Origin of the sequence: Streptomyces sp. S.PNR 29, from assembly GCF_030386795.1 — a bacterium.
GTDB lineage: Bacteria > Actinomycetota > Actinomycetes > Streptomycetales > Streptomycetaceae > Streptomyces.
This window is the reverse complement of sequence record NZ_JANUQM010000013.1, coordinates 68,241-91,300: the sequence shown is the minus strand read 5'-3', so window position 1 is coordinate 91,300 and position 23,060 is coordinate 68,241. Positions and strand designations below refer to the sequence as shown.

At 69.0% G+C, this 23,060-nt stretch carries 24 protein-coding genes and 1 riboswitch; of the genes, 10 read left to right on the top strand and 14 right to left on the bottom strand.

What is annotated here, in order from left to right; genetic code table 11:
- Positions 1 to 31: 31 nt before the first annotated feature.
- Complete coding sequence (gene thiC, locus NW895_RS30690) at positions 32 to 1,834, bottom strand: phosphomethylpyrimidine synthase ThiC (RefSeq protein ID WP_289939672.1); 1,803 nt, start codon at positions 1,832 to 1,834, stop codon at positions 32 to 34.
- Positions 1,827 to 2,016, bottom strand: a riboswitch (TPP riboswitch). It overlaps the preceding gene by 8 nt.
- Positions 2,017 to 2,087: 71 nt before the next feature.
- Here thiC and NW895_RS30685 point away from each other — a divergent pair.
- Positions 2,088 to 3,779, top strand: coding sequence for a YibE/F family protein (locus NW895_RS30685; protein WP_289939671.1), 1,692 nt, complete (start codon positions 2,088 to 2,090; stop codon positions 3,777 to 3,779).
- Between the two features lie 232 nt (positions 3,780 to 4,011).
- Here the strand turns inward: NW895_RS30685 and NW895_RS30680 are convergent, their stop codons facing one another.
- The 4 genes from NW895_RS30680 to NW895_RS30665 all read right to left on the bottom strand — a co-directional run bounded on the left by NW895_RS30680 (position 4,012) and on the right by NW895_RS30665 (position 6,334).
- Positions 4,012 to 4,449, bottom strand: a complete 438-nt coding sequence (locus NW895_RS30680; RefSeq protein WP_289939670.1) for an SsgA family sporulation/cell division regulator — start codon at positions 4,447 to 4,449, stop codon at positions 4,012 to 4,014.
- A 99-nt stretch (positions 4,450 to 4,548) separates the two neighbouring features.
- Positions 4,549 to 5,274: an IclR family transcriptional regulator C-terminal domain-containing protein gene (locus tag NW895_RS30675; RefSeq protein ID WP_354670132.1), complete on the bottom strand. Its 726-nt coding sequence runs from the start codon at positions 5,272 to 5,274 to the stop codon at positions 4,549 to 4,551.
- A gap of 400 nt (positions 5,275 to 5,674) precedes the next feature.
- Positions 5,675 to 5,887 (bottom strand): DUF5326 family protein, encoded by a 213-nt coding sequence (locus NW895_RS30670; protein ID WP_030048440.1) that lies wholly within the window; start codon positions 5,885 to 5,887, stop codon positions 5,675 to 5,677.
- 129 nt (positions 5,888 to 6,016) lie between these two features.
- Complete coding sequence (locus NW895_RS30665; RefSeq protein ID WP_289939908.1) at positions 6,017 to 6,334, bottom strand: cupin domain-containing protein; 318 nt, start codon at positions 6,332 to 6,334, stop codon at positions 6,017 to 6,019.
- 59 nt (positions 6,335 to 6,393) lie between these two features.
- Between NW895_RS30665 and NW895_RS30660 the strand changes: the two genes are divergently transcribed.
- The 5 genes from NW895_RS30660 to NW895_RS30640 all read left to right on the top strand — a co-directional run bounded on the left by NW895_RS30660 (position 6,394) and on the right by NW895_RS30640 (position 10,205).
- Entirely contained in the window at positions 6,394 to 6,771 is a 378-nt protein-coding gene (locus NW895_RS30660) for a phage holin family protein (protein ID WP_289939665.1), read from the top strand.
- A gap of 6 nt (positions 6,772 to 6,777) precedes the next feature.
- Positions 6,778 to 7,269, top strand: coding sequence for a low molecular weight protein-tyrosine-phosphatase (locus tag NW895_RS30655; RefSeq protein WP_289939664.1), 492 nt, complete (start codon positions 6,778 to 6,780; stop codon positions 7,267 to 7,269).
- Entirely contained in the window at positions 7,266 to 8,429 is a 1,164-nt protein-coding gene (locus NW895_RS30650; RefSeq protein WP_289939663.1) for a cystathionine gamma-lyase, read from the top strand. Before NW895_RS30655 ends, NW895_RS30650 begins: the two co-directional genes overlap by 4 nt.
- 232 nt (positions 8,430 to 8,661) lie before the next feature.
- On the top strand, positions 8,662 to 9,567 hold the full coding sequence (locus NW895_RS30645; RefSeq protein WP_289939662.1) for a LysR family transcriptional regulator: 906 nt from the start codon (positions 8,662 to 8,664) through the stop codon (positions 9,565 to 9,567).
- A gap of 155 nt (positions 9,568 to 9,722) precedes the next feature.
- Positions 9,723 to 10,205, top strand: coding sequence for an NUDIX hydrolase (locus tag NW895_RS30640; protein WP_289939661.1), 483 nt, complete (start codon positions 9,723 to 9,725; stop codon positions 10,203 to 10,205).
- 14 nt (positions 10,206 to 10,219) lie between these two features.
- Here NW895_RS30640 and NW895_RS30635 read toward each other — a convergent pair whose 3' ends face one another.
- Positions 10,220 to 11,743, bottom strand: a complete 1,524-nt coding sequence (locus NW895_RS30635) for a globin domain-containing protein (RefSeq protein WP_289939659.1) — start codon at positions 11,741 to 11,743, stop codon at positions 10,220 to 10,222.
- A 414-nt stretch (positions 11,744 to 12,157) separates the two neighbouring features.
- Positions 12,158 to 12,790, bottom strand: a complete 633-nt coding sequence (locus NW895_RS30630) for an HAD-IB family phosphatase (RefSeq protein ID WP_289939658.1) — start codon at positions 12,788 to 12,790, stop codon at positions 12,158 to 12,160.
- 220 nt (positions 12,791 to 13,010) lie between these two features.
- On the opposite strand from NW895_RS30630, the gene NW895_RS30625 reads away from it, so the two are divergent.
- Positions 13,011 to 13,877 (top strand): GNAT family N-acetyltransferase, encoded by an 867-nt coding sequence (locus NW895_RS30625; protein ID WP_289939656.1) that lies wholly within the window; start codon positions 13,011 to 13,013, stop codon positions 13,875 to 13,877.
- Positions 13,878 to 13,968: 91 nt separating this feature from the next.
- Here NW895_RS30625 and NW895_RS30620 read toward each other — a convergent pair whose 3' ends face one another.
- Both NW895_RS30620 and NW895_RS30615 read right to left on the bottom strand, forming a co-directional pair.
- Entirely contained in the window at positions 13,969 to 14,388 is a 420-nt protein-coding gene (locus NW895_RS30620; protein ID WP_289939654.1) for a heme-binding protein, read from the bottom strand.
- Positions 14,389 to 14,520: 132 nt separating this feature from the next.
- Positions 14,521 to 15,729 carry an MFS transporter gene (locus tag NW895_RS30615; protein WP_289939653.1) on the bottom strand — a complete coding sequence of 403 codons (1,209 nt, stop codon included), beginning with the start codon at positions 15,727 to 15,729 and terminating at the stop codon, positions 14,521 to 14,523.
- A gap of 142 nt (positions 15,730 to 15,871) precedes the next feature.
- Here NW895_RS30615 and NW895_RS30610 point away from each other — a divergent pair, with 142 nt between their 5' ends.
- Together NW895_RS30610 and NW895_RS30605 are read left to right on the top strand one after the other, a co-directional pair.
- A complete protein-coding gene (locus NW895_RS30610) occupies positions 15,872 to 16,330 on the top strand; it encodes a MarR family transcriptional regulator (RefSeq protein ID WP_289939651.1) in 459 nt (152 codons plus the stop codon).
- 9 nt (positions 16,331 to 16,339) lie between these two features.
- Positions 16,340 to 16,792 carry a GNAT family N-acetyltransferase gene (locus NW895_RS30605; RefSeq protein WP_289939650.1) on the top strand — a complete coding sequence of 151 codons (453 nt, stop codon included), beginning with the start codon at positions 16,340 to 16,342 and terminating at the stop codon, positions 16,790 to 16,792.
- A gap of 56 nt (positions 16,793 to 16,848) precedes the next feature.
- Here NW895_RS30605 and NW895_RS30600 read toward each other — a convergent pair whose 3' ends face one another.
- Positions 16,849 to 18,234 carry a serine hydrolase domain-containing protein gene (locus NW895_RS30600; protein WP_289939648.1) on the bottom strand — a complete coding sequence of 462 codons (1,386 nt, stop codon included), beginning with the start codon at positions 18,232 to 18,234 and terminating at the stop codon, positions 16,849 to 16,851.
- Positions 18,235 to 18,303: 69 nt separating this feature from the next.
- On the bottom strand, positions 18,304 to 19,782 hold the full coding sequence (gene dnaB, locus NW895_RS30595; protein ID WP_289939647.1) for a replicative DNA helicase: 1,479 nt from the start codon (positions 19,780 to 19,782) through the stop codon (positions 18,304 to 18,306).
- Positions 19,783 to 20,241: 459 nt separating this feature from the next.
- Here dnaB and NW895_RS30590 point away from each other — a divergent pair, with 459 nt between their 5' ends.
- On the top strand, positions 20,242 to 21,579 hold the full coding sequence (locus tag NW895_RS30590) for an MATE family efflux transporter (protein WP_289939646.1): 1,338 nt from the start codon (positions 20,242 to 20,244) through the stop codon (positions 21,577 to 21,579).
- A 107-nt stretch (positions 21,580 to 21,686) separates the two neighbouring features.
- Here NW895_RS30590 and rplI read toward each other — a convergent pair whose 3' ends face one another.
- The 3 genes from rplI to NW895_RS30575 are packed head-to-tail and all read right to left on the bottom strand — an operon-like array spanning position 21,687 to position 23,003.
- Positions 21,687 to 22,133 (bottom strand): 50S ribosomal protein L9, encoded by a 447-nt coding sequence (rplI, locus tag NW895_RS30585; protein ID WP_289939644.1) that lies wholly within the window; start codon positions 22,131 to 22,133, stop codon positions 21,687 to 21,689.
- An 18-nt stretch (positions 22,134 to 22,151) separates the two neighbouring features.
- A complete protein-coding gene (gene rpsR / locus NW895_RS30580) occupies positions 22,152 to 22,388 on the bottom strand; it encodes a 30S ribosomal protein S18 (RefSeq protein ID WP_003949403.1) in 237 nt (78 codons plus the stop codon).
- Between the two features lie 45 nt (positions 22,389 to 22,433).
- Positions 22,434 to 23,003, bottom strand: coding sequence for a single-stranded DNA-binding protein (locus NW895_RS30575; protein ID WP_289939643.1), 570 nt, complete (start codon positions 23,001 to 23,003; stop codon positions 22,434 to 22,436).
- Positions 23,004 to 23,060: the final 57 nt, after the last annotated feature.

The following is a 23,060-nucleotide window of genomic DNA, read 5'->3' as shown; positions in this document are numbered from 1 at the left end:
GCCCCGTGTCCAGGAGGCCGGGCTCGCCGCCTCAGTCCGCGATCGGCAGGTACACGCGGTTGCCCGCGGCCGCGAACTCCTTCGACTTCTGAGCCATGCCCTCCTCGATCTCGGCCTGGTTGCTCCCGTGTTCGCGGCGGATGTCCTGCGAGATCTTCATCGAGCAGAACTTCGGGCCGCACATCGAGCAGAAGTGGGCCGTCTTGGCGGGCTCGGCAGGCAGGGTCTCGTCGTGGAACTCCCGTGCCGTGTCCGGGTCCAGGGCGAGGTTGAACTGGTCCTCCCACCGGAACTCGAAGCGGGCGTCGGAGAGCGCGTCGTCCCACTCCTGCGCACCCGGGTGCCCCTTGGCGAGGTCGGCTGCGTGGGCGGCGATCTTGTAGGTGATGACGCCGGTCTTGACGTCGTCACGGTTGGGCAGGCCCAAGTGCTCCTTGGGCGTGACATAGCAGAGCATCGCCGTGCCCCACCAGGCGATCATCGCGGCACCGATGCCGGAGGTGATGTGGTCGTACGCCGGCGCGACGTCCGTCGTCAGCGGGCCGAGCGTATAGAACGGAGCTTCATCACAGATCTCCTGCTGAAGGTCGATGTTCTCCTTGATCTTGTGCATCGGGACGTGGCCCGGACCCTCGATCATGGTCTGTACGTCGAAACGCTTCGCGATCCGGTTGAGTTCCCCGAGCGTACGGAGTTCCGCGAACTGCGCCTCGTCGTTGGCGTCCGCGATCGAGCCCGGCCTGAGGCCGTCGCCGAGGGAGTACGTGACGTCGTAGGCGGCGAGGATCTCGCAGAGCTCCTCGAAGTTCTCGTACAGGAACGATTCCTTGTGGTGGGCCAGGCACCACGCGGCCATGATCGAGCCGCCGCGCGAGACGATGCCGGTCTTGCGGTTCGCCGTGAGCGGCACGTACGCCAGGCGCACGCCCGCGTGGACCGTCATGTAGTCCACGCCCTGCTCGGCCTGTTCGATGACTGTGTCCTTGTAGATCTCCCAGGTCAGCTCCTCCGCCTTGCCGTCGACCTTCTCCAGGGCCTGGTAGAGGGGCACGGTGCCGATGGGGACGGGGGAGTTGCGCAGCACCCACTCGCGGGTGGTGTGGATGTTGCGGCCGGTGGACAGATCCATGACCGTGTCGGCGCCCCAGCGGGTCGCCCAGGTCATCTTCTCGACCTCCTCCTCGATGGAGGACGTCACGGCCGAGTTGCCGATGTTGGCGTTGACCTTCACCAGGAACCGCTTGCCGATGATCATCGGCTCGATCTCCGGGTGGTTGACGTTCGCGGGCAGAACCGCCCGGCCCGCCGCGATCTCCTCTCGCACGACCTCCGGCGAAACGTTCTCCCGGAGGGCCACGAACTCCATTTCCGGGGTGATCTCGCCGCGGCGCGCGTACGCGAGCTGCGTCACCGCCTTGCCGTCACGGCCCCGGCGCGGCTGGCGCGGCCGTCCGGGGAAGACCGCGTCGAGATTGCGCAGACCACCGCGCGGTGAGGTGTGCTTGATCCCGTCGTCCTCGGGGCGGACGGGACGGCCCGCGTACTCCTCGGTGTCGCCGCGGGCGACGATCCAGTTCTCCCGCAGCGGCGGCAGGCCCCTGCGGACATCGGTGTCGACATGGGGATCGGTGTACGGGCCCGAGGTGTCGTACAGCGTGACCGACCGCCCGTTGGTGAGGTGCACCTGACGGACCGGCACCCGCAGGTCGGGGCGTGAGCCCTCGACGTATGCCTTGTGCCAGCCGATGGACTTCCCGGCCTCCCCGTGGGTCTCGGCGGAGACCTCTGCGGAGTTCTGCGTGGAGGCAGGCGTGCGTGTGTCCTTGTTGGTCATGAGACCTACTCCCTACGCCGGCATTACCCGGTAACAGGTTCGGCGGTCGACGCAGCCGTTTCCGTCTGCCGACGTTTCGTGTGAAACATCACTCGCATCGAGTCATGTTTCATGTGAAACGTCGCTGGGACGGAGGTCAGCGCCCTCTCAGCCCGGTGCTCCGAGCTCCCGCGTGTGCAAAGGTGCCTCCACGCTAGCGGCAATTCCGGCGCTGTGAACAGAGGGCCCCCCTCCTTCTTGCGATGATCGGTCGGTGACCACGATGCAGCCTCCCTCCTACCCACCGTCCGAGCCACCCCGCGGATTCGGCGCCGGAAACGGCAACGGGCGGGGAGACCGCCAGGGTCCTGGAAACGGGCACGACCACGGGCGCGGCCCGGGTGGCGGGCACGACCATGCGTTCGACACTGGCGGGCGCGATCACAGCTTCGCCGCTGACGGCCGGGACCGCGGGCCCGGATTCGGCGGTGGACTCGGCCCGGGCTCCGGTGGCAGGCCCGGACCGGGGCAGCGCCCGGACGCCGGTGACGAGCACGGTCACGGCCCCGACGGGCATGGACAGGGCCATGGCCCTGGTTCGGGGGGTGGACATGGCCCCGGTTCCGGTGGCGGGCACGGCCCGGGTTCCGGTGGCGGGCACGGGCACTCGCACGGTCACAGCCACAGCCACGGGCCGGCGGCGCCCGTGTCCCAGCACCTGCGCAAGGTCATCGCGGCGATCCTCATCCCGTTCGCCGTGGCGGTGGTGGTCGGGCTCGCGGTGCTGTGGCCCGGCGGTGCGCCGCCGCACGAGCGCACCGGGGTCGGCTTCGACCGGCAGACGCAGGAGGCCACGGTCACCCAAGTGATCGAGGTGAGCTGCAAGGACGTCAACGCCTCGGGTGGGACCCCGAACGGCGACACCTCCACCGCGGAGGGCTCCTCCGCGGTGGCGCAGGCGACCGGCACCTGCAAGAAGGCGACGGTCCGCGTCGACACCGGCAAGGACAAGGGCCGTACCTTCACCGAGATCGTGCAGCCGGACCAGTCACGGCAACTGCACGAGGGCCAGAAGGTCGTGGTCGCCTACGAGCCCTCCGCGCCGAAGGACCTGCAGTACTCGGTCACCGACGTCAACCGCCGGCTGCCGATGGCGCTGCTCGCCGGCATCTTCGCGCTCGCCGTCGTGGTCGTCGGGCGACTGCGGGGCGTCATGGCGCTGGTCGCGCTGGCCATCAGCTTCCTGGTGCTCAACTTCTTCATCCTGCCCGCGATTCTGCAGGGCTCGAACCCGCTGCTCGTGGCGGTGATCGGGTCGAGCGCCATCATGCTGATCGCGCTGTATCTGTGTCACGGTCTGTCGGCCCGTACGTCCGTGGCGGTGCTCGGCACTCTGATCTCGCTGCTGCTGATCGGCATTCTGGGTTCGGTCTTCATCGACTGGGCCGCGCTGACGGGCAACACGGACGACAACACCGGCCTGATCCACGGTCTGTATCCCGAGATCGACATGAGCGGTCTGCTGCTCGCCGGCGTCATCATCGGTTCGCTCGGTGTGCTCGACGATGTGACGGTCACGCAGACGTCGGCGGTGTGGGAGCTGCACGAGGCCAACCCGTCGATGGGCTGGCGCGGGCTGTACCGGGCGGGCATCCGCATCGGCCGTGACCACATCGCGTCCGTCGTCAACACGCTCGTCCTCGCGTATGCGGGTGCCGCGCTGCCGTTGCTGCTGCTGTTCTCGATCGCGCAGAGCAGTGTGGGCACGGTCGCCAACAGCGAGCTGGTCGCGGAGGAGATCGTGCGTACGCTGGTCGGCTCGATCGGCCTGGTGGCGTCCGTGCCGGTCACCACGGCCCTGGCGGCCCTGGTGGTCTCGGCCGACCGGCCGGGGCCGGAGGAGGCGACGACAGGGGCCGCGACGGCCCCGGCACGCGCCGGGAGAGGGCGGCGCCGTAAGCGCTGACGCCTGCGGAGGCGCATGAGCGGCACGTGGGGAGCACTCACGCAGGCTGTCGGACCGTCCGTGGCTCACCGGGGAGTGCCCGGGGCAGCGGCCGCCCGCAGACCTCCACAGGACCGGAGAAGCGTTCCCGCAATACCCCGTGTGCCTCTCGGTGATGTTCCCCGCGCCCCCGGATCCCTTGCCAACACCTGACGAAGCGTTACTCCACTGCGACAGCGACTGCCGTAACGCTTCAGCCGGCGCTCTGTTCCTCCGCCAGGATGCGGTCCAGGGCCTCGTCGAGGTGGGCGTCGAAGTCGGCGAGCGCACCCTCCTGGCCCAGCGGCACCAACTTGTCGGTGCGGTCGAGGAAGGCCACGAGCGGTGCCGCCGACGAGCGGAACAGAGCCTGGTCGCTGCCGACCTGGAGCCGGATCAGCACCTCGCTCAGCGGCTCGGGCTCCACGGGCGCGATGCGGACATCGCCGTCCCCGCACGGTCGGCCCACCCCGTCGATCAACAGCTCCCGGCCGAAGGCCCAGGTCACCGGTGCGTCACCCGGCAGGTGGAAGGTAAGCCGCACGGCATAGGGATCACAGGTCTCGTAGCGCAGCTCCACCGGGATGCGGAAGGAGAGCTCCTCGGAGACGAGAAAGCTCATCATGACCTCTGCCTGAACGGACTCGCGCATCGAATACCCCGTCATTCGCCGTCGACTGGCCGGGAATCAAACCTCTGACACTGGTGGCATCTTGCTGAACGTACACAACAGATCACAAGGAGTGAGTTTTCAGATACTGATAGAGAGAGCGAGCGACCCCAGGAGTCGCCCCATCTTGTCCTGCAGCTGCTGCGCTGCGGGCACCAGCCGGTCGGCCTGATGAGCGGGCAGCGAAATGGCCATGGTCGCGGCCGTGGTGCCGATCGTGATCGGGATCGCCGCGCACACCGTACCGAGTGCGTACTCCTGACGCTCGAACACCGTCTCCATGCGCCGCAGCCGTTCCAGACGTTTGAGCAGACTGCGGTCGTCACGCACCGTGAACGGTGTGAGGGGCTGCACGGGATAACGGTCGAGGTGGTCGCGGCGCGCGTCCTCGTCGAGCTGTGACAGCAGGCACTGCCCGATGGCGTGCGCGTGCCCGGTCTCGCGGAAGTCGGCCCACTCCTCGACCGCCGGGGCGCCCGGGGTGTCGGAGACGCACACGACCTCGATCTCGCCGTCCCGGTACATGGCGTAGTACACGGGTACGCCGATCGCGTCACGGCACTGTGCGAGCGCGTGGACGACCGTGCTGCGACGTTTCTGCCGGGCGCCGCTGCTGCCCAGCCGTTCGGCCGCCTCACCGAGGAAGAACAGTCCCTTCTCACGGCGCAGATAGCCCTCGTGCACAAGGGTGCGCAGCAGGTGGTACGCCGTCGGGAGAGCCAGCCCCGTCTCACGCGCCAGTTGTTTGGCGGGGGCTCCGTGCGCGTGCCCGGCGGCGCATTCCAGGAGACGCATCGCGCGCTGCACCGAACCGATGAGCGTCCCGGACGAGGGTGGCGGCGCGGGAGCGGCCGCGGCGTGGGGCTGCACGGGCACCGCGGGCTGCTGCGGGTGCCGGACGCGGCTTCCCTGGGCGGGTACGACCGTCCGGGCGGGTGGGGGGACAGCGGGGAGAGCGGGGGGTCGGTGGAGTTCTGCTGGTGCGGGCTCAGCCGTGGCCAAGGGGTACTCCCGTAGCGCGAGGGGGCAGCCCGTACGGAGTGCACGGGCGGGGGCGTACGCCGCTCGCGGGGCCGTCCCCGCGTCGGGCTTCCGGACTCTAACGCTCCGCAACCGCTCACTGACGACCCGTGCACAGAACTTCCCCCGGCCGAGGGAACGCGAGGGAACCGGTGATTCCTTTTACCTCACCGGTTTCCCACCATGCTCACCAGTCGCTGCGCGACGAGGAGCTCGACGTGAACTTGCGCACGACATAGATCAGTCCGCCGACCAGGGCGACGAACACCAGCACCTTGAACAGCAGTCCGATCACGAAGCCCACCACGCTGGCTATCAGCCCGCCGAACACGACCAGGGCGATGACCGGCACCGCGATCCACTTCACCCACCACGGCAGTCCCGCGAAGATCTCTCGCATCGCCCTGTCCCTACCTCTCGATCACTTGATGTCCTGCACTCGATGCTAGGACCGGGAGACGGCCGGACGGGGCTCTCGCACCCCTTGTCCTCCCCTGACTGATCCCCTAGGGAACCCTGAGGAGGCGCCTCACTTCTCAGGCGGAGAGAAGACCACCAGCACCCGCAGATCCTCACTGATGTGGTGGAACTTGTGGGCGACTCCGGCCGGCACGTAGACCACGCTGCCGCGCGCCACCTGGGTGGTCTCCAAGCCGACGGTGAGCGAGGCACGGCCGCTCACGACGAAGTAGACCTCGTCCTGGTGGTGAGGATTCTGTGGGTCGTGCTGGCCCGCGTCGAGGGCGTACAGGCCGACCGACATGTTCCGCTCCCGCAGGAACTGGATGTACGCACCCTCGTTGGCGGCGCGTTCCGCCTCCAGTTCGTCCAGCCGGAATGCCTTCATCGCCTCTTCCGCCCCTGCCTGCCTGCTCATGTCCGATCGCGTCTGCCACGATCAGACACATGAAGAATTTCGTAGTCAAGACGATCGCCAACGCGGGCGCCCTGGCGGTCGCCGTGTGGCTGCTCGACAAAATCACCCTTACCGGGGACAGCACCGGCAAGAAGGCCGGCACGCTGATCCTCGTGGCGCTGATCTTCGGCCTCGTGAACTTCCTGGTCAAGCCGATAGTCAAGCTGCTGAGCCTCCCGCTGCTCATCCTGACGCTCGGCCTGTTCACCCTGGTCGTCAACGCGCTGATGCTGCTGCTCACCTCGTGGCTGGCCGACCAGCTCGATCTGAGCTTCCATGTCGAGGGCTTCTGGACCGCCGTCCTGGGCGGCCTGATCATCTCGGTGGTCTCCTGGGCCCTCCACGTCGTCCTGCCCGACGAGGACTGAGCGGCGATGACCTATCGCGTGTGTTTCGTGTGCACCGGCAACATCTGCCGCTCCCCGATGGCCGAGGCCGTCTTCCGCGCGCGCGTGGCGGAGGCCGGGCTCGACGACCTGGTGGAGGTCGACAGCGCCGGCACCGGCGGCTGGCACGAGGGCGAAGGCGCGGACCCGCGCACGGTGGCCGTCCTGGAGGAGAACGGCTACGCCATCGACCACACGGCCCGGCAGTTCCAGGCGTCCTGGTTCTCCCGGCTGGACCTCGTCATCGCCCTCGACGTCGGCCACCTCAAGGCCCTGCGCCGCCTCGCGCCCACGGCGCAGGACGCGGAGAAGGTGCGGCTGCTGCGGTCGTACGACCTCACCGCGGCCGGCGACCCCGACGTACCGGACCCCTACTACGGGGGCATGGACGGCTTCGAGGAGTGCCTTGAGATGGTGGAGGCGGCGAGTACCGGGCTGCTCGCCGCGGTCCGCGAGCAACTGGAGGGACGGGCGGCATGAGCGGTTCCGCCACGGGCGACGGAGGCCGCGGGTTCACGGATGCCGGTGACGGCACGCGCGCGGTACGGGCCGGGCTGCCCGAGCCCGTCAGGCACGAGCCGGCCCTGCCCGGTCCCGTCTTCGCCGCGCACTACCATCTGCCGGGCGATCCCACCGGTCCGTACACGTACGGACGCGATGAGAACCCGACGTGGACGCTGCTGGAGCGTGCCATCGGCGAGCTGGAGGCTCCCGGGCAGGACGACGTCGAGACGCTCGTGTTCGCGTCCGGCATGGCGGCGATCTCGTCGGTGCTGTTCTCCCAGCTGCGCACGGGGGACATGGTCGTACTGCCCGGCGACGGCTACCAGGTGCTGCCGCTGGTGCGCGCCCAGCTGGAGGCGTACGGAATCGAGGTGCGCACGGCGCCGACCGGCGGCGACGCCCAGCTGGACGTCCTCGACGGCGCGAGGCTGCTGTGGATCGAGACCCCGTCGAACCCCGGGCTCGACGTGTGCGACGTGCGGCGGCTCGCGGAGGCGGCACACGCGCGTGGCGCCTTGGTAGCCGTCGACAACACGCTCGCGACGCCGCTGGGGCAGCGCCCGCTGGAGCTCGGCGCGGACTTCTCCGTGGCCAGCGGCACCAAGCAGCTCACCGGGCACGGCGACATCCTGCTGGGGTACGTCACCGGCCGTAACGCCGAGGCCATGGCCGCCGTACGGCGCTGGCGAAAGATCGTCGGGGCGATTCCGGGGCCCATGGAGGCCTGGCTCGCGCACCGCTCGCTCGCCACCCTCCAGCTGCGCGCCGACCGCCAGCACGCGAACGCCCTGGCCGTCGCCGAGGCTCTGCGGGAGCGGCCCGAGGTGGCCGGGCTGCGCTATCCGGGACTGCCCGGCGATCCCTCGCACAAGGTCGCCTCGCAGCAGATGCGGCGCTATGGGTGCGTGGTTTCCTTCACGCTGCCCACGCGCGCGCGTGCCGACCGTTTTCTCGGCGCGTTGCGGCTCGTGGACGACGCGACGAGCTTCGGCGGCGTGCGGTCGACGGCGGAGCGGCGCGGGCGCTGGGGCGGCGACGCGGTGCCCGAGGGCTTCATCCGCCTCTCGGTCGGCGCGGAGGATGCCGAGGACCTGGTGGCGGACGTGCTGCGTGCGCTGGACGCGGCAGCGCAGTGACGGCTTCACACACGACCCGTCGGTGTTCGATCACGTACAACGGACGGTCCGAGCCTCCCCCCTCGTGGCTCGGACCGTCCCCGGTTCCGCGCGCGAAGAACCGCGCGACCAAGGCTAGTTGACTCTGTGTCAGTGTCCAATCACGGTAGCGACAGAGACCTATCGACATATTTATAGTTGGGCGCGAGTCGCGGGGGCCGGGGAAAAGGGCACAAGAAGGGAAGGTTGTTCCGTGGATCTGGCCTTGCTGCGCACCTTTGTGACCGTGCACCGGGCCGGTTCCTTCACGCGCGCCGCCGCTCTGCTCGGCCTCTCCCAGCCGGCCGTGACCTCGCAGATCCGCACGCTGGAACGGCAGCTGGGCCGGCCCCTTTTCCTGCGGCAGGCCCGCGGCGTGACGCCGACGACCGTCGGCGACGAACTCGCCCACAAGGCGGCGCCGCATCTCGACGCCCTTGTGGAGATCGCGGAGACCGGCCTCGACGACGACTCCTCCTTACGGACCCTGCATCTCGCCGGGCCTCCCGAGTTCACCGCCGAGCGTGCGCTGCCCGCGCTCACCGAGCTGACCGGCGAGGACGGACAGGGGTTCGCCCTGCGTGCCTCCTTCGGGAACGCCGAGGAGACCCTGGAGGGGCTGGCAGCCGGGCATCACGACCTGGCCATCAGCACGGCACGCCCGCGCGGCGCCCTGCTCTCGGCGACCCCGCTCTGCGACGAGGAACACGTCCTGGTCGCCGCCCCGCGCTGGACCGACCAGAGGGTCATCGGAAAGCCCCGCTGCCTGGGAGCGCACGCCCTTGAGCACATCCCGGTGATCGAGGTCCACGAGTCGCTGCCCTTCGTCTCCCGGTACTGGGCTTCCGTCTTCGATGCCCGGCCGGCCACCCACGGCACCGTGATCGTCCCCGACCTGCGCGCGGTCCTCGCCTGCGCGGCCGCGGGCGCCGGGCTCGCGGTACTGCCCCGGTATCTGTGCGCGGCCGCCCTGGAGCGCGGTGACGTCGTCGCCCTGCACGACCCGGCGGTACCGCCCCTGCGGACGTACTTCCTGGTCGTCCGCACCGGCACGCTGGCGATGCCGCAGATCGCACGGGCTTACGAGTGGCTGCAGCGCGCGGCGGCCGACTGGTGCTGAGCGAGGGCCAGGGGCGGGACGGAACCGTGCGCCAAGGGGCTTCACGCATCGGGCCGCCGGACGTCAAGGGCCTGGTCTCGGCGCATCACGCGCTGGGCTCGACCAGTGACATTTCGCGATGTTTCACGTGGAACCAGCCGGGCCACATTTCTCCCATGACCGTCCGACCCGTGGTCAAGCGCACCGCCCGTGCCGTTCTTCTGGACGGTGACGACCTGATCCTGATCAAGCGCACCAAGCCCGGTGTTGATCCCTACTGGGTCACCCCCGGTGGCGGGGTCGAGCCGGGGGACGCGACCGTCGTCCATGCCCTGCACCGTGAGGTGTACGAGGAACTCGGCGCCAAGATCACCGACGTCGTGCCCTGCTTCGTGGACACCGTGGAGCACATCGGCGAGGACGGTGGCGCGACCGGTGTGAAGGTGCAGCACTTCTTCGTCTGCCGCCTGGAGTCCATCGACCCGTCCCTGCGGCACGGCCCGGAGGTCGACGAGCCATCCGGTGAGTACGAGATCGTACGGGTGCCGTTCACCCGTGTCGGGATCGCCTCCGTCCATCTCGTACCGCTGTCGCTGCGGCACTACCTGGACGGCAACATCGAGGGTGTGCGGGCCATGCACGCCCCTGACCTGGGCTGACCACCGACCGCTGGTCAGCCCCCGATGGCCACGAGCTCTTCCACCGAGTCGTGCCGTATGCGCTCCGACGGGATGCCGACGCCCCTCAGGGCGTTCACGCCGCTGCGGATCATTCCGGGCGGGCCCGACAGATAGGCGTCGTATTCGTTCCAGGGACCGTACTCGCGTATGGCGTCGGGAAGCTGCAGGTGGGCCTGTGCGTCGATGATCGCGCGGACCGAGAGCCATGGGTGGCTCTGCTGGAGGCGGAGCATCGTGTCGATGTCGTACAGGTCATGGTCGGTGCGGGCGCCGTAGAAGACCTCTACCGGTCGCCGTTCGCCGTGCTCGGCGACGTCTTCGACCAGCGCCTTGATGGGCGCGATGCCGGTACCGCCCCCCAGACAGAGCAGCCCGTTGTCGGTGGTGTGGTCCACGGTCATCGAACCGGTCGGCGGCCCCAGTCGGATGATGTCGCCGGGCCGGGCGCGGTGCACCAGCGCGTTGGAGACCCAGCCTGCCGGGACGGCCTTCACGTGGAAGGACAGCAGGCCGTCGGATCGGGGCGCCGAGGCGAAGGAGTAGTGCCGCCATATCCGCGGCCACCAGGGCGTCTCCACACTCGTGTACTGCCCGGCGAGGAAGGGGTAGGGCTGGTCGGGGCGGACGGTGACGACCGCGACGTCCGGGGTTCTCAGGTCGTGCGTGACGACCTCGGCGTACCACCAGGCCGGGGCGCGCAGCTCGTCCGCGGCCGCCGCGTCGATCATGACCTGCGAGATCGTCGTGTAGGTCCGGACCCAGGCTGCTTCCATCTCCGCGTCCCATATGTCGGCCGCGTATTTGCTCAGCGCACCGATGAGGCATTCGCCGACGGCCGGGTAGTGCTCGGCCCGGGTGCCGTACTTGCGGTGGCCGCGGCCGAGGTTCTGCAGGTACTCGACGAGGACTTCGGTGTTGTCGATGTGCTCGGCGGCCGTCAGCAGCGCCTTGAGCAGTCGGTCCCGCTGGGTGTCCATCGCGGCGGGGAAGAGCGGGCGCAGATCGGGGTGCCGTACGAAGAGCAGGGCGTAGAAGTAGGAGGTGACCTTGTCGGCGACGGGCGTGACCTCCGCCATGGTCCGGCGGATGAGGAGGGCGTCCGGGGAGGCATCCCTGGTGGGAGCTGCCGGCTGGGGGGTGGGGGGTGCTTCGGCGGGGGCGGATGTCTGTGTCGCGGCCGCTGTCCGCGCGGGGTCGGACAGCGCGGTCGGGGAGGCGGGAGACCGGAACGGGGGCCGCGTTGCGGCCGGGGGTGTGTCGCTCGGCGCTTGGTCCGAGGCCGCTGTGCCGCTCGGCGTCGCGTCGCCGTGGTCCGGTGCGTCGGAGTTCGCGGCGCGGCGTGCGGGCTCGTGCGTCGACGGGTCCGCGGAGGGCTCGGCCCCGCTCGCCGCAGGGCCACCGTCGGATGCGCCACGCTCACCGCCCGATGCCGTGGCCGGATTCTTGCGGGGCGTGAACCAGCCGTCCCCGCCGCCGGAAGTGCCGTTGTCGGCCGACGTGGTGGTCGGAGCGTCCATGGTGAGCCTCGCCTCGAGCATCTCTCGGTCGGTCTGCGCACTCCCTCAGTGGGAAGGTGCCTGCTTTCCCCCCGCGGACGGGTAGCCACTCCCGTCCGGTGTCTCGGCCAATGCGGCCACATTCAACCCGCATTCCCGCTCCGTACGGACAAGTAAGGCGAGAGTGTGACATTGGCCGCAGTACTCTCGCAGAGCATCGCACTCCGCATGGAGGCCCTGACCGCATAACCGGAAACGTGGGTCTTCGATCTCTCCGTCCCGCTAGGCTGCATTGTCCTGTTCTCGGCCCGCGCAGGATGCACGCCTCATCCGGGGCGCGAACCGGAGTCGACCATACCGGCCACCGCCGAGCACACAAGTCCCCCCTTCCTCGGTCACGAATGCGAACACGGGGCGAACCAGCGATTTCGTCAATTACCGGACGGACCGCACCAATTCATAAACTTCCCGCAGATCCAGCCCCGTGTAGGAGTGGGTCGCGAGACCGGACAGATGGCGGTCCCCGTTGACCGCGACGGAGGTCGCGACCGCACCGAACAGGTCCTTGTCCGACATCGAGTCGCCATAGGCGATGCAGTCCGCCCGCGTCACTCCGTATTCCGCGCACAGGCGGTCGGCGATCAGCACCTTCGCCGCTGCACTGAGAGCTCCGGCGGGATCCACCGGCTCGGTGAACGGTACAGCGGGAAAGCGGGATCCATACGCCGCGTGCGCGCCCCATCCGATGAGCCGTTCCACGAAGAAGGAAGGGGACAGGGAGATGACGACGCAGTAGTCGCCCTCCTGCCTGATATCCGCCCAGACCTCGCGGATACCGGCGAGCCAAGGGGCCCCCTCGAAGGCGGCCTTCACATGCGCCTCGGTCAACTCGGCCCAGAGCGTGCAGACCCGCGTCGCATACTCCGGCGGTTCTATCAACCCCGACGAGATCGCCTGATCGAGGGCGACCGTTTCGGCTTCCAATCCGAGCTGCCGGGAGATCTCCACAGGCGCGGAAGTACCGTGCAACAAGGTGCCGTCGAGGTCGAAGAGATGAAGTCTCGGCATGGGCCCCGAGGCTAGTGGGTGGTGCTGTGCGCTCACGGGCGAGACCCCGGGCTCACCTCGCCCATCGCCCCCGGGACACTCGCTGTTTCCCGATGTTTCACGTGAAACACCCAGCGACTGCCCCCCACACTGTGCGCTTGGCTACGACATGGCCAAAAGCTCGTACGTCTCCCTGGAAATAGGTGGACGCCAAGGGCTCCCTTCGGACAGCCTGACCCGCGTGCCGACTCCTTCCCTCGCCGAACTGCCCATCCGCCGTCTGACGCTTCGCGACCTCACCGCCTGCGCCGACTTGTCAGAGAACCGGGGGTGGCCACGCGAGGAGCACAAATGGAGCTTCCTCCTCACAGCCGGAAGGGGTTATGGCATCGACGACCCTCAAGGCGGCCTCGTGGCCGCCTGTGTCGTCACCGAGTACGGCCCACAAGGGCGTCCCGCCCTCGCAGCCATCGGCATGGTGCTGGTAGCCGAACAGCATGCCCGGCAGGGCATCGGACGCCGACTGATGCGCCACGTCATCTCGTCGATGGGCATCACACCCCTCACCCTGCACGCGACGCCGTACGGACGGCCGCTGTACGAAGAGCTCGGCTTCAAGGTCACCGGCCAGGCGGAGATGCTGCTTGGGCACTTCACGGCCGGTGGGCCGGAGTCCCGGGTCGCCACGCGTGCGGCCACCGCCGAGGACCTCCCCACGATCCTCCGGCTCGACGAGGAGGTGTTCGGCGCGGATCGCACGCACATCATCACGCGTCTGCCCGCCTTCGCCGACCAGTTGTGCGTCGCCGAGGAGGACGGACGGCTCATCGGGTACGCGGCCGCCTGGCCCAACATGCACACCCATGTCGTGGGCCCGCTGATCGCCCGAGACACGGAGACGGCGCAGGCCCTCATCACCACCCTCGCCGCCCACACCGACCGGCCGCTGCGCACCGACATCGACGTACGGCACACAGAGCTACTGGCGTGGGCGAAGGAGCGCGGGCTGGCATCCGTCGTCTTCAACTCGGTCATGACGTACGGGATCACGGAGTTGCCCGGGGACGGGAGCCGGCGGTTCGCCCCGGTGACGGTCGCGGCCGGCTGACACGCTGGCGGGACGGGTGACCCGCGGCGCTACGAAGACGCCGGTTGCCGGAGACTGCGGGGAACCGGCGTCGGTGCGGAGGAGGGCACCGTCAAGCGAGGGCCTCCACGGCGGCCGTGGCGAAGGCATGGTCCTGCTCCGGAGCGCCGCCACCGACCCCGATCGCGCCGATCAGCCGGCCGTCGCGGTGGACCGGCACGCCGCCCGCGATGAACAGCAGCGGCCGGTCGAGCGCCGTGGGCAGGGTGTGGAAGAGGCCTCCGGGCTGCACGGCCTCGACGAGATCGGCGGTGGGCGCGTTGAGCTGGAGCGCGGTGTAGGCCTTGCGGGTGCTGGTCTCTCCGGAGATCAGCACAGCCCGGTCGTCCCGCCGGAAGGCGAGCAGATGACCGCCCGCGTCCAGGACGGTCACGCTGACCGTGACCCCGGCGGCCTCGGCGGCACGGCAAGCCACGGTGACGAGGTCTTCGGCGTCCTGGATGGTCAGCGGGGCGACGACGGTGGTGCTCATGAGGGTTCTCCTTGTGCTGGAGCGAGGGGACGCTGCGCCTCCGCTGATGCTGAGGCGTAGCTGGATCGACGGACGCGCGAGGCCATCCCTGGAAACCGCGCTCATGCGTCCCGGTGGTTCGGCAGTGGACGCTCAGTGGTGGACGGCGGTCCGCTGCTCGGTGGGTACGGAGCCCGCGACGACGGCGCTGGATGCGTTCTCCCGGCGTTCAAGGGCGGCCGAGAGGACAGCGAGGGCCAGAGCGGCTGCGGCGAGGACGGCGCCGACCCAGTTCGGGGCGGTGTAGCCGAAGCCGGCGGCGATGACGAGGCCGCCGAGCCAGGCGGACAACGCGTTGCCGAGGTTGAAGGCGCCGATGTTCACCGCCGAGGCCAGTGTCGGGGCTCCGTGTGCCTGGTCCAGGACGCGCTTCTGCAGCGGCGGGACGCTGGCGAAGCCCAGGGCGCCGATCAGCGCGATGGTCACGGCTGCCGCGGTCTTGTCGTGCGCGGTGAGGGTGAACAGCGCGAGCACGACGGCGAGGGCGCCCAGGGAGACGTACAGCATGGGCATCAGGGCGCGGTCGGCGAACTTCCCGCCGACCAGGTTGCCGCCGACCATGCCGAGGCCGAACAGGACCAGTAGCCAGGTGACGGAGCCGTCGGCGAAGCCGGCGACATGGGTCATCATCGGCGCGATGTAGGTGATGGCCGCGAAGACGCCGCCGAAGCCGAGCACGGTCATCGCCATGGCGAGCAGGACCTGGACGTTCTTGAAGGCGGCCACCTCGTGCCGCAGGTGCACGCCTTCCGGCTTGGGCATGTCGGGTACCAGCCTGGAGATGCCGGCCAGTCCGACGACGCCGAGGGCGGTGACGATGCCGAAGGTGACGCGCCAGCCGACGGACTGGCCGATGAGCGTGCCCAGCGGGACGCCGACGACGTTGGCGACGGTCAGGCCGGTGAACATCATGGCGATCGCGCCGGCCTTCCTGTCCGGGGCGACCAGGTCGGCCGCGACGACCGAGCCGATGCCGAAGAAGGCGCCGTGCGCGAGTGAGGCGACCACGCGGCCGATCAGCATGACCGCGAACACGGGGGCGACGGCGGAGAGCAGGTTGCCGACGATGAACAGACCCATCAGCAGCATCAGCATCCGCTTGCGGGAGACCTTGGTGCCGAGCACGGTCATCAGCGGGGCGCCGAACATGACGCCGAGCGCGTAGCCGGTCACCAGGAAGCCGGCGGTGGGGATGGAGACCCCGAAGTCGCTCGCGACCTCGGGCAGCAAGCCCATGATCACGAACTCGGTCGTTCCGATTCCGAAGGCCCCGATCGCGAGGGCCAGGAGCGCGAGAGGCATGAAGGGGGTTCACCTTCCAGACGATTGCAGAAGCGCGTTTCAGGCTTGGACAATAGTTGCAGACGCGGGCTTTATGCAAACGCCGTCTATCGCGGAGCTGCTCTATCCTGATGTCAGCCGCTCCGGGACGGAGGAAACGCCAATGACAGCGACGGACCCCGCGCTCACCGCCCTCGCCCAGGGCTGGTGCGCCCTGTCCCTGCTCCACGGGAGGATCGAGGCTCACATCGAGCGCGCCCTGCAGGCCCGGCACGACCTGAGCGTGCGCGAGTACTCGCTGCTCGATGTGCTCAGCCGGCAGCACGACGGCGACGGGGGCCATCTGCAGATGAAGCAGGTCGCTGACGCGGTCGTCCTCAGCCAGAGCGCCACCACCCGCCTGGTCACACGCCTGGAAGACCGTGGCCTGTTGGAGCGCTATCTGTGCCCCACCGACCGCCGCGGCATCTACACCAACGTCACCGAGGCGGGCCTCGAACTCCTGCGGGAGGCGCGGCCCACGAACGACGCCGCCCTGCGCGAGGCACTCGACGAAGCGGCCAAGAACCCCGAACTGGCCCCGCTGGTCCGTGTCGTGGAGTCACTGCGCGTGCCCGCATAGGGTGCGGGCATGGGAGATCTTGATATTCGCGCCGCGGTCCCGGACGACCTCTCGGCGATCGTCGGCATGCTCGCGGACGACCCTCTCGGCGCTCAGCGCGAGTCACCAGACGACCTGACCCCGTACCTGTCCGCCTTCGAGCGACTCAGCGCCGATCCGAACCAGCGGCTGGTCGTCGCCGCTCGCGAGGGCCGAGTGGTCGGCACACTCCAGCTGACGATCATTCCCGGGCTGTCCAGACGCGGTGCCACCAGGTCGATCATCGAAGGGGTGCGCATTCACGCCGACGAGCGGGGCAGTGGCCTGGGCACGCGGCTCATCGAGTGGGCGATCGAGGAGTCCCGTCACCAGGGCTGTCAGCTGGTACAGCTGACCTCCGACAACACTCGTACCGACGCCCACCGCTTCTATGAGCGGCTCGGCTTTTCGGCGTCCCACGTGGGCTTCAAGCTCCAGCTCTGAAGACGACGTGCTCTGTTTCACGTGAAACAGAGCACGTGCGTATCGGTGGGCGGCGCCTAACCAATCCCCCGCCATCCCTCCGGGTCCACTCCACCCGGCACAGGAGCCCCTTCGTCGTACGGCTGACGCGTGAACACGAACGAGCCGAGGTCGAGATGGCTCACCGTCCCGTCCGGGCGCCTTACGGCCCGCGGAACCTCTCCGGCGTAGTAGCCCTCCAGGCCGGTCCAGGTGCCGTCGCTGTTCGCCCGGAACCGCGAGCGGCGGCCGTTGCCGGACAGCGGCCCCAGCGAGACACCCCCGTCGGCCGTCAGGCGCAACGCGAACGCATGTGTCCCCCAGTACCACTGACCGGCCAACTCCAGCACGGACGGGTCCACTTCGGGCAGCGGTCGCCAGGGCTCGGGAATGCGCGGTTCGGCCTCGGCGACGATGCGGACCAGATCGGCGGCCACCGCGGACGTCAGCAGGCCGGAGGTGCAGTTGGTCAGCACCACCGCCGCCACGTCGTCCGCCACGCTGATCGTGAGGTTCGCCAGGAAGCCCGGCAGCGAACCGGAATGGCCCACGAGCAGCCGTCCGTCCCGGTGCTGAATCTGCAGTCCGAGTCCGTACGTCGCCCCGTCCACGACATCCGCGGCCTCGGCCGGCGCCGCGGGCACCCGCATCTCCCGCACGGTCTCCGCGCTCAGTACCCGGTCGTCCCCCTGCATCAGGAAGACGGCGAACTTCGCCAGGTCACCGCTGGTGGACCAGAGTTGACCGGCCGGAGCCATCAGCCCGAGGTCCTCGGAGGGTTCGGGCAGCATCACATCGGCCCACGGATGCACCGCCCAGCCGCCCGCATGGGGCGCCCGCGGCCGCGCACTCGTACGATCCAGGCTCAGAGGTTCGAGCACTTCACGCCGCAGTACCTCCTCCCACGGAGCACCCCGCAGCTTCTCTACCAGCGCGCCCAGGAGGGTGTAGCCGGGATTCGAGTAGTGGTGCCGGCGGCCGACCGGGTGGAGCAGAGGCTGTTCGCCCAGTACGTCGGCGAGTTCGGGACGCAGGGACCCCGGAGTCCGCTCCCACCACGGCGCGGGTGACTCGGCCGCCAGACCACCGGTGTGCGCGAGGAGACCGGCGATGGTGGCCTCCCCCGCGCCCGTGCCCGGCAGGTGCTTCTCCAACGGGTCGCCGAGGTCGAGCAGACCCTCGTCCCGCAACCGCAGGACGAGAACCGCGGTGAAGGTCTTGGTGATCGAACCGATCCGGTACTGCACGTTCTCGTCCGGGGCATGTCCGTCCACCGAGGTCCGCCCTCCATGCCACACGGTCCGACCGTCCCGAACGACCGCCGCGACCAGCGACGGTGTGCGGCCTTCGGCTTGGGCCACGGCGATCCGGTGCAGTAGCGCACGGCGGGTGCTGGGAAGCAGCTCTTCCTGAGGTGTCGTCATGACCCCAGTCCACCCGGCCGGACATCCCGCGTCGAGCCGATTTCCCCTGCAGACGGCGGATCAGGCGGCTCAGGTCTGCGCCATGTCCACGAAGCGCGAGTAGTGGCCCTGGAAGGCGACCGTGATCGTCGCCGTCGGACCGTTTCGGTGCTTGGCCACGATGAGGTCGGCCTCGCCCGCGCGCGGCGACTCCTTCTCGTAGGCGTCCTCGCGGTGCAGCAGGATGACCATGTCGGCGTCCTGCTCGATGGAGCCGGACTCACGCAGATCGGAGACCATCGGCTTCTTGTCGGTGCGCTGCTCGGGGCCACGGTTCAGCTGCGAGAGCGCGATGACCGGGATCTCCAGCTCCTTGGCCAGCAGCTTGAGGTTACGCGACATGTCCGAGACCTCCTGCTGACGGCTCTCGGCGCGCTTGGAGCCGCCGGACTGCATCAGCTGGAGGTAGTCGATGACCACCAGCTTGAGGTCGTTGCGCTGCTTCAGACGGCGGCACTTGGCGCGGATCTCCATCATCGACAGGTTCGGGGAGTCGTCGATGTAGAGCGGAGCGGCGGAGACGTCCGGCATCCGGCGGGCCAGACGCGTCCAGTCCTCGTCGGTCATCGTGCCGGATCTCATGTGGTGCAGCGCGACACGGGCCTCCGCGGACAGCAGACGCATCGCGATCTCGTTGCGCCCCATCTCGAGCGAGAAGATGACGCTCGGCAGATTGTTCTTGATCGACGCGGCCCGCGCGAAGTCCAGCGCGAGTGTGGACTTACCCATGGCGGGACGCGCGGCGATGACGATCATCTGGCCCGGATGCAGGCCGTTGGTGAGGGAGTCGAAGTCCGTGAACCCCGTGGGCACGCCGGTCATCTCGCCGCTGCGCGAGCCGATCGCCTCGATCTCGTCGAGCGCGCCCTCCATGATGTCGCCGAGCGGCAGGTAGTCCTCGCTGGTGCGCTGCTCGGTGACCGCGTAGATCTCGGCCTGGGCACGGTTGACGATCTCGTCGACGTCGTCGTCGGCCGCGTACCCCATCTGCGTGATGCGTGTGCCGGCCTCGACCAGGCGGCGCAGGACGGCGCGCTCATGGACGATCTCCGCGTAGTACGCGGCGTTCGCTGCCGTCGGCACCGTCTGGACGAGGGTGTGCAGATACGAGGCGCCGCCGACCTTGTTGATCTCGCCGCGCTTGGTGAGTTCGGCGGCGATGGTGATGGGGTCGGCCGGCTCGCCCTTCGCGTAGACGTCGAGGATCGCCTGGTAGATCGTCTCGTGGGCCGGCTTGTAGAAGTCGTGGCCCTTGAGGATCTCGACGACGTCGGCGATCGCGTCCTTGGACAGCAGCATGCCGCCGAGGACGGACTGCTCGGCCTCCAGGTCCTGCGGCGGTACACGCTCGAACGACGGACCTGAGCCGTCCCACGCACCGCTGTCCTGGCCCCGGTCGTGCTGCTCGTCGCGGCCCCGGGCTCGGTCGCCGTGCCGACGGGAGGCGGGCAGACGATCACTGGGACCGCTGTCGGCCCACGGGTCGTCCAAGGGCTCGGAAATGCTCACCGAGCCACCTCCTCCCGTCCGCGGAGCGGACCTCTCCGTGCCCCTCTTTTCTACGGCACGGCACTGACAATCAAGAGGCCCAACTCCGGTTCTGGCGCGTCGGTTTTGTGATGGTTTGAAAGCCGACGGACGGAGCGGGCGCCGGACTACCGTAGGCCCGCGGGCACCGTCAGCCAATCTGGTTATCCACAGGCCATGTGGACGACGGCCCAGATGCTGTGGAGAACCCCGCGAAACCTGTGCACGACCCGGTGGACAGCCCTGTGAACAAGCCCTCGATTCCTGCAAGGAAGCCTCCCTGACCTGCACCTTTACCGTCCACTGGCTGTGCAGAAGAAAAACTTCCCCAGCCGGGCCAAGATTGCCGCGAGTCGTACACAAGAGTGCACACCACCAGGCGACACGTAAGGGGCGCACAGGCATTGCATCGCTTACCTGTGGACGATTAGATTGGTGCTCATGACACAGGCCCCCGCGCGCTCCCGGACCGTTCGCCGACAGCACGACCGAGAGATCGTCGCGCTGGCCGTCCCGGCCTTCGGCGCTCTCGTCGCCGAGCCCCTCTTCGTCATGGCGGACAGCGCGATCGTCGGCCATCTCGGCACGGCACAACTCGCCGGACTCGGTGTCGCCTCGGCCCTTCTGACGACAGCCGTCAGCATCTTCGTCTTCCTCGCCTACGCCACCACCGCGGCCGTCGCCCGACGCGTTGGCGCGGGGGATCTGCAAGCCGCCATCCGCCAGGGCATGGACGGCATATGGCTGGCGCTGCTGCTCGGCGCCGCAGTCATAGCCGTGGTCCTGCCCACAGCACCGGCCCTCGTGGAGCTCTTCGGCGCCTCGAACACGGCCGCGCCCTATGCGACCACCTATCTGCGCATCTCCGCACTCGGCATACCGGCCATGCTGGTGGTCCTCGCCGCGACCGGCGTCCTGCGCGGCCTGCAGGACACGAAGACGCCGCTCTACGTCGCCATCGCGGGGTTCGTCGCCAACGGCGCCCTCAACGCGGGACTTGTGTACGGCGCCGATCTCGGTATCGCGGGTTCCGCCTGGGGGACTGTCATCGCTCAGTGCGGCATGGCCGCCGTCTATCTCGTGGTGGTCGTCCGCGGCGCGCGCAGGCACGGGGCGTCACTGCGTCCTGACGTCGCCGGGATCCGGGCCTCCGCCCAGGCAGGGGTGCCGCTGCTGGTTCGAACCCTGTCCCTGCGGGCGATCCTGATGATCGCCACAGCCGTCGCGGCCCGCCTCGGAGACGCCGACATCGCTGCGCACCAGATCATCCTGTCCCTGTGGACGCTGCTTGCCTTCGTCCTCGACGCCATCGCCATCGCCGGGCAGGCCATCATCGGCCGTTACCTGGGTGCCGGTGACACTCAGGGCGCACGTCAGGCATGCCGTCGCATGGTGGAGTGGGGTGTCGCCGTCGGCCTCGCGCTCGGCATTCTGGTGGTGATCAGCCGACCGGTGTTCCTGCCCCTGTTCACCAGTGACTCCATGGTCAAGGACACCGCCCTGCCCGCTCTCGTGATCGTCGCTCTCTCACAGCCGATCTGCGGGATCGTCTTCGTCCTGGACGGCGTACTCATGGGCGCCGGCGACGGCCCGTATCTGGCCTGGGCGATGCTGCTCACTCTGGCGGTCTTCACCCCGGCAGCCCTGCTCGTTCCCGTGCTGAGCGGTGGGCTCACGGCCCTGTGGGCCACCATGACGCTCATGATGGCGGTACGCATGCTGACCTTGTGGCTGCGCACTCGCTCGGGCCGCTGGCTGGTGACGGGTGCGACCCGCTGAGCGTTTCACGTGAAACATGCCCGCCATGGCCGACCCTCCGGCATGCGAAAGGGGCCGCACCCTCGCAGGTGCGGCCCCTTCTCAGCTCTGCAAGCCGAGCGCAGCCATCAGGCCGCGACAACCTCGATGTTGACCTGGGCGGCAACCTCGGGGTGCAGACGCACGGACGTCTCGTGAGCGCCCAGCGTCTTGATCGGCGCGGCAACCTCGATGCGGCGCTTGTCGACCTCGGGACCACCGGCGGCCTTGATCGCCGAAGCGATGTCGGCCGGGGTGACGGAACCGAAGAGGCGACCGGCGTCGCCGGCGCGGACGGCCAGGCGGACCTTGACGCCTTCGAGCTGGGCCTTCACCTGGTTGGCCTGCTCGATGGTCTGGATCTCGTGGATCTTGCGAGCACGACGGATCTGCTCGACGTCCTTCTCGCCACCCTTGGTCCAGCGGATCGCGAACTTCCGCGGGATCAGGTAGTTGCGGGCGTAACCGTCCTTGACGTCGACAACGTCGCCGGCGGCGCCGAGGCCGGAGACCTCGTGGGTGAGGATGATCTTCATGAGTAGGTCACCCTTCCCTTAGCGCGCGGTGGAGGTGTAGGGCAGCAGCGCCATCTCACGGCTGTTCTTGACGGCCGTGGCGACGTCACGCTGGTGCTGCGTGCAGTTGCCGGTCACGCGGCGGGCACGGATCTTGCCGCGGTCGGAAATGAACTTCCGCAGCATGTTCGTGTCCTTGTAGTCCACGTACGTGACCTTGTCCTTGCAGAAAGCGCAGACCTTCTTCTTCGGCTTGCGCACAGGCGGCTTCGCCATGGTGTTTCTCCTGTGTGATCAAGAAGTTGGGGTGCGAACCCGCCCTTAGAAGGGGGGCTCGTCCGAGTAGCCGCCACCGCCGCCGGAGCCACCGCCCCAGCCGCCGCCCTGGCCGCCACCGGCGGGAGCGCCGGTCGCCCACGGGTCGTCGGCAGGGGCACCGCCGCCCTGCTGGCCGCCACCGGGGCCGCCGCCCCAGCCGCCGCCACCCTGGCCGCCACCGCCGCCGTAACCGCCCTGGCCACCGCGGCCGGAGGTCTTGGTGACCTTGGCCGTGGCGTTGCGCAGGCTGGCGCCGACCTCGTCGACGTCCAGCTCGTAGACCGTGCGCTTGACGCCCTCACGGTCCTCGTAGGACCGCTGCTTCAGCCGGCCCTGCACGATGACGCGCATGCCTCGCTGGAGCGACTCGGCGACGTTCTCCGCCGCCTGGCGCCAGACCGAGCAGGTCAGGAAGAGGCTCTCGCCGTCCTTCCACTCGTTCGTCTGGCGGTCGAAGGTGCGGGGAGTGGACGCGACACGGAACTTCGCGACGGCCGCACCGGACGGGGTGAAGCGCAGCTCGGGGTCGTCGACAAGATTGCCGATGACCGTGATGACGGTCTCGCCTGCCATGGGTGAACCTCTCGGCGGGTTTGCTGCTGGCTGCTTGTGCTGCTACTCGATTCCCGA

What these genes read in the sequence shown, in the direction of transcription:
- thiC (WP_289939672.1), bottom strand. Translation starts at nt 1,834, where the DNA reads ATGACCAACAAGGACACACGCACGCCTGCCTCCACGCAGAACTCCGCA.
- NW895_RS30680 (WP_289939670.1), bottom strand. Translation starts at nt 4,449, where the DNA reads ATGCGCGAGTCCGTTCAGGCAGAGGTCATGATGAGCTTTCTCGTCTCC.
- NW895_RS30670 (WP_030048440.1), bottom strand. Translation starts at nt 5,887, where the DNA reads ATGCGAGAGATCTTCGCGGGACTGCCGTGGTGGGTGAAGTGGATCGCG.
- NW895_RS30665 (WP_289939908.1), bottom strand. Translation starts at nt 6,334, where the DNA reads ATGAAGGCATTCCGGCTGGACGAACTGGAGGCGGAACGCGCCGCCAAC.
- NW895_RS30660 (WP_289939665.1), top strand. Translation starts at nt 6,394, where the DNA reads ATGAAGAATTTCGTAGTCAAGACGATCGCCAACGCGGGCGCCCTGGCG.
- NW895_RS30655 (WP_289939664.1), top strand. Translation starts at nt 6,778, where the DNA reads ATGACCTATCGCGTGTGTTTCGTGTGCACCGGCAACATCTGCCGCTCC.
- NW895_RS30650 (WP_289939663.1), top strand. Translation starts at nt 7,266, where the DNA reads ATGAGCGGTTCCGCCACGGGCGACGGAGGCCGCGGGTTCACGGATGCC.
- NW895_RS30640 (WP_289939661.1), top strand. Translation starts at nt 9,723, where the DNA reads ATGACCGTCCGACCCGTGGTCAAGCGCACCGCCCGTGCCGTTCTTCTG.
- NW895_RS30635 (WP_289939659.1), bottom strand. Translation starts at nt 11,743, where the DNA reads ATGGACGCTCCGACCACCACGTCGGCCGACAACGGCACTTCCGGCGGC.
- NW895_RS30630 (WP_289939658.1), bottom strand. Translation starts at nt 12,790, where the DNA reads ATGCCGAGACTTCATCTCTTCGACCTCGACGGCACCTTGTTGCACGGT.
- NW895_RS30620 (WP_289939654.1), bottom strand. Translation starts at nt 14,388, where the DNA reads ATGAGCACCACCGTCGTCGCCCCGCTGACCATCCAGGACGCCGAAGAC.
- NW895_RS30615 (WP_289939653.1), bottom strand. Translation starts at nt 15,729, where the DNA reads ATGCCTCTCGCGCTCCTGGCCCTCGCGATCGGGGCCTTCGGAATCGGA.
- NW895_RS30610 (WP_289939651.1), top strand. Translation starts at nt 15,872, where the DNA reads ATGACAGCGACGGACCCCGCGCTCACCGCCCTCGCCCAGGGCTGGTGC.
- NW895_RS30605 (WP_289939650.1), top strand. Translation starts at nt 16,340, where the DNA reads ATGGGAGATCTTGATATTCGCGCCGCGGTCCCGGACGACCTCTCGGCG.
- NW895_RS30600 (WP_289939648.1), bottom strand. Translation starts at nt 18,234, where the DNA reads ATGACGACACCTCAGGAAGAGCTGCTTCCCAGCACCCGCCGTGCGCTA.
- NW895_RS30590 (WP_289939646.1), top strand. Translation starts at nt 20,242, where the DNA reads ATGACACAGGCCCCCGCGCGCTCCCGGACCGTTCGCCGACAGCACGAC.
- rplI (WP_289939644.1), bottom strand. Translation starts at nt 22,133, where the DNA reads ATGAAGATCATCCTCACCCACGAGGTCTCCGGCCTCGGCGCCGCCGGC.
- rpsR (WP_003949403.1), bottom strand. Translation starts at nt 22,388, where the DNA reads ATGGCGAAGCCGCCTGTGCGCAAGCCGAAGAAGAAGGTCTGCGCTTTC.
- NW895_RS30575 (WP_289939643.1), bottom strand. Translation starts at nt 23,003, where the DNA reads ATGGCAGGCGAGACCGTCATCACGGTCATCGGCAATCTTGTCGACGAC.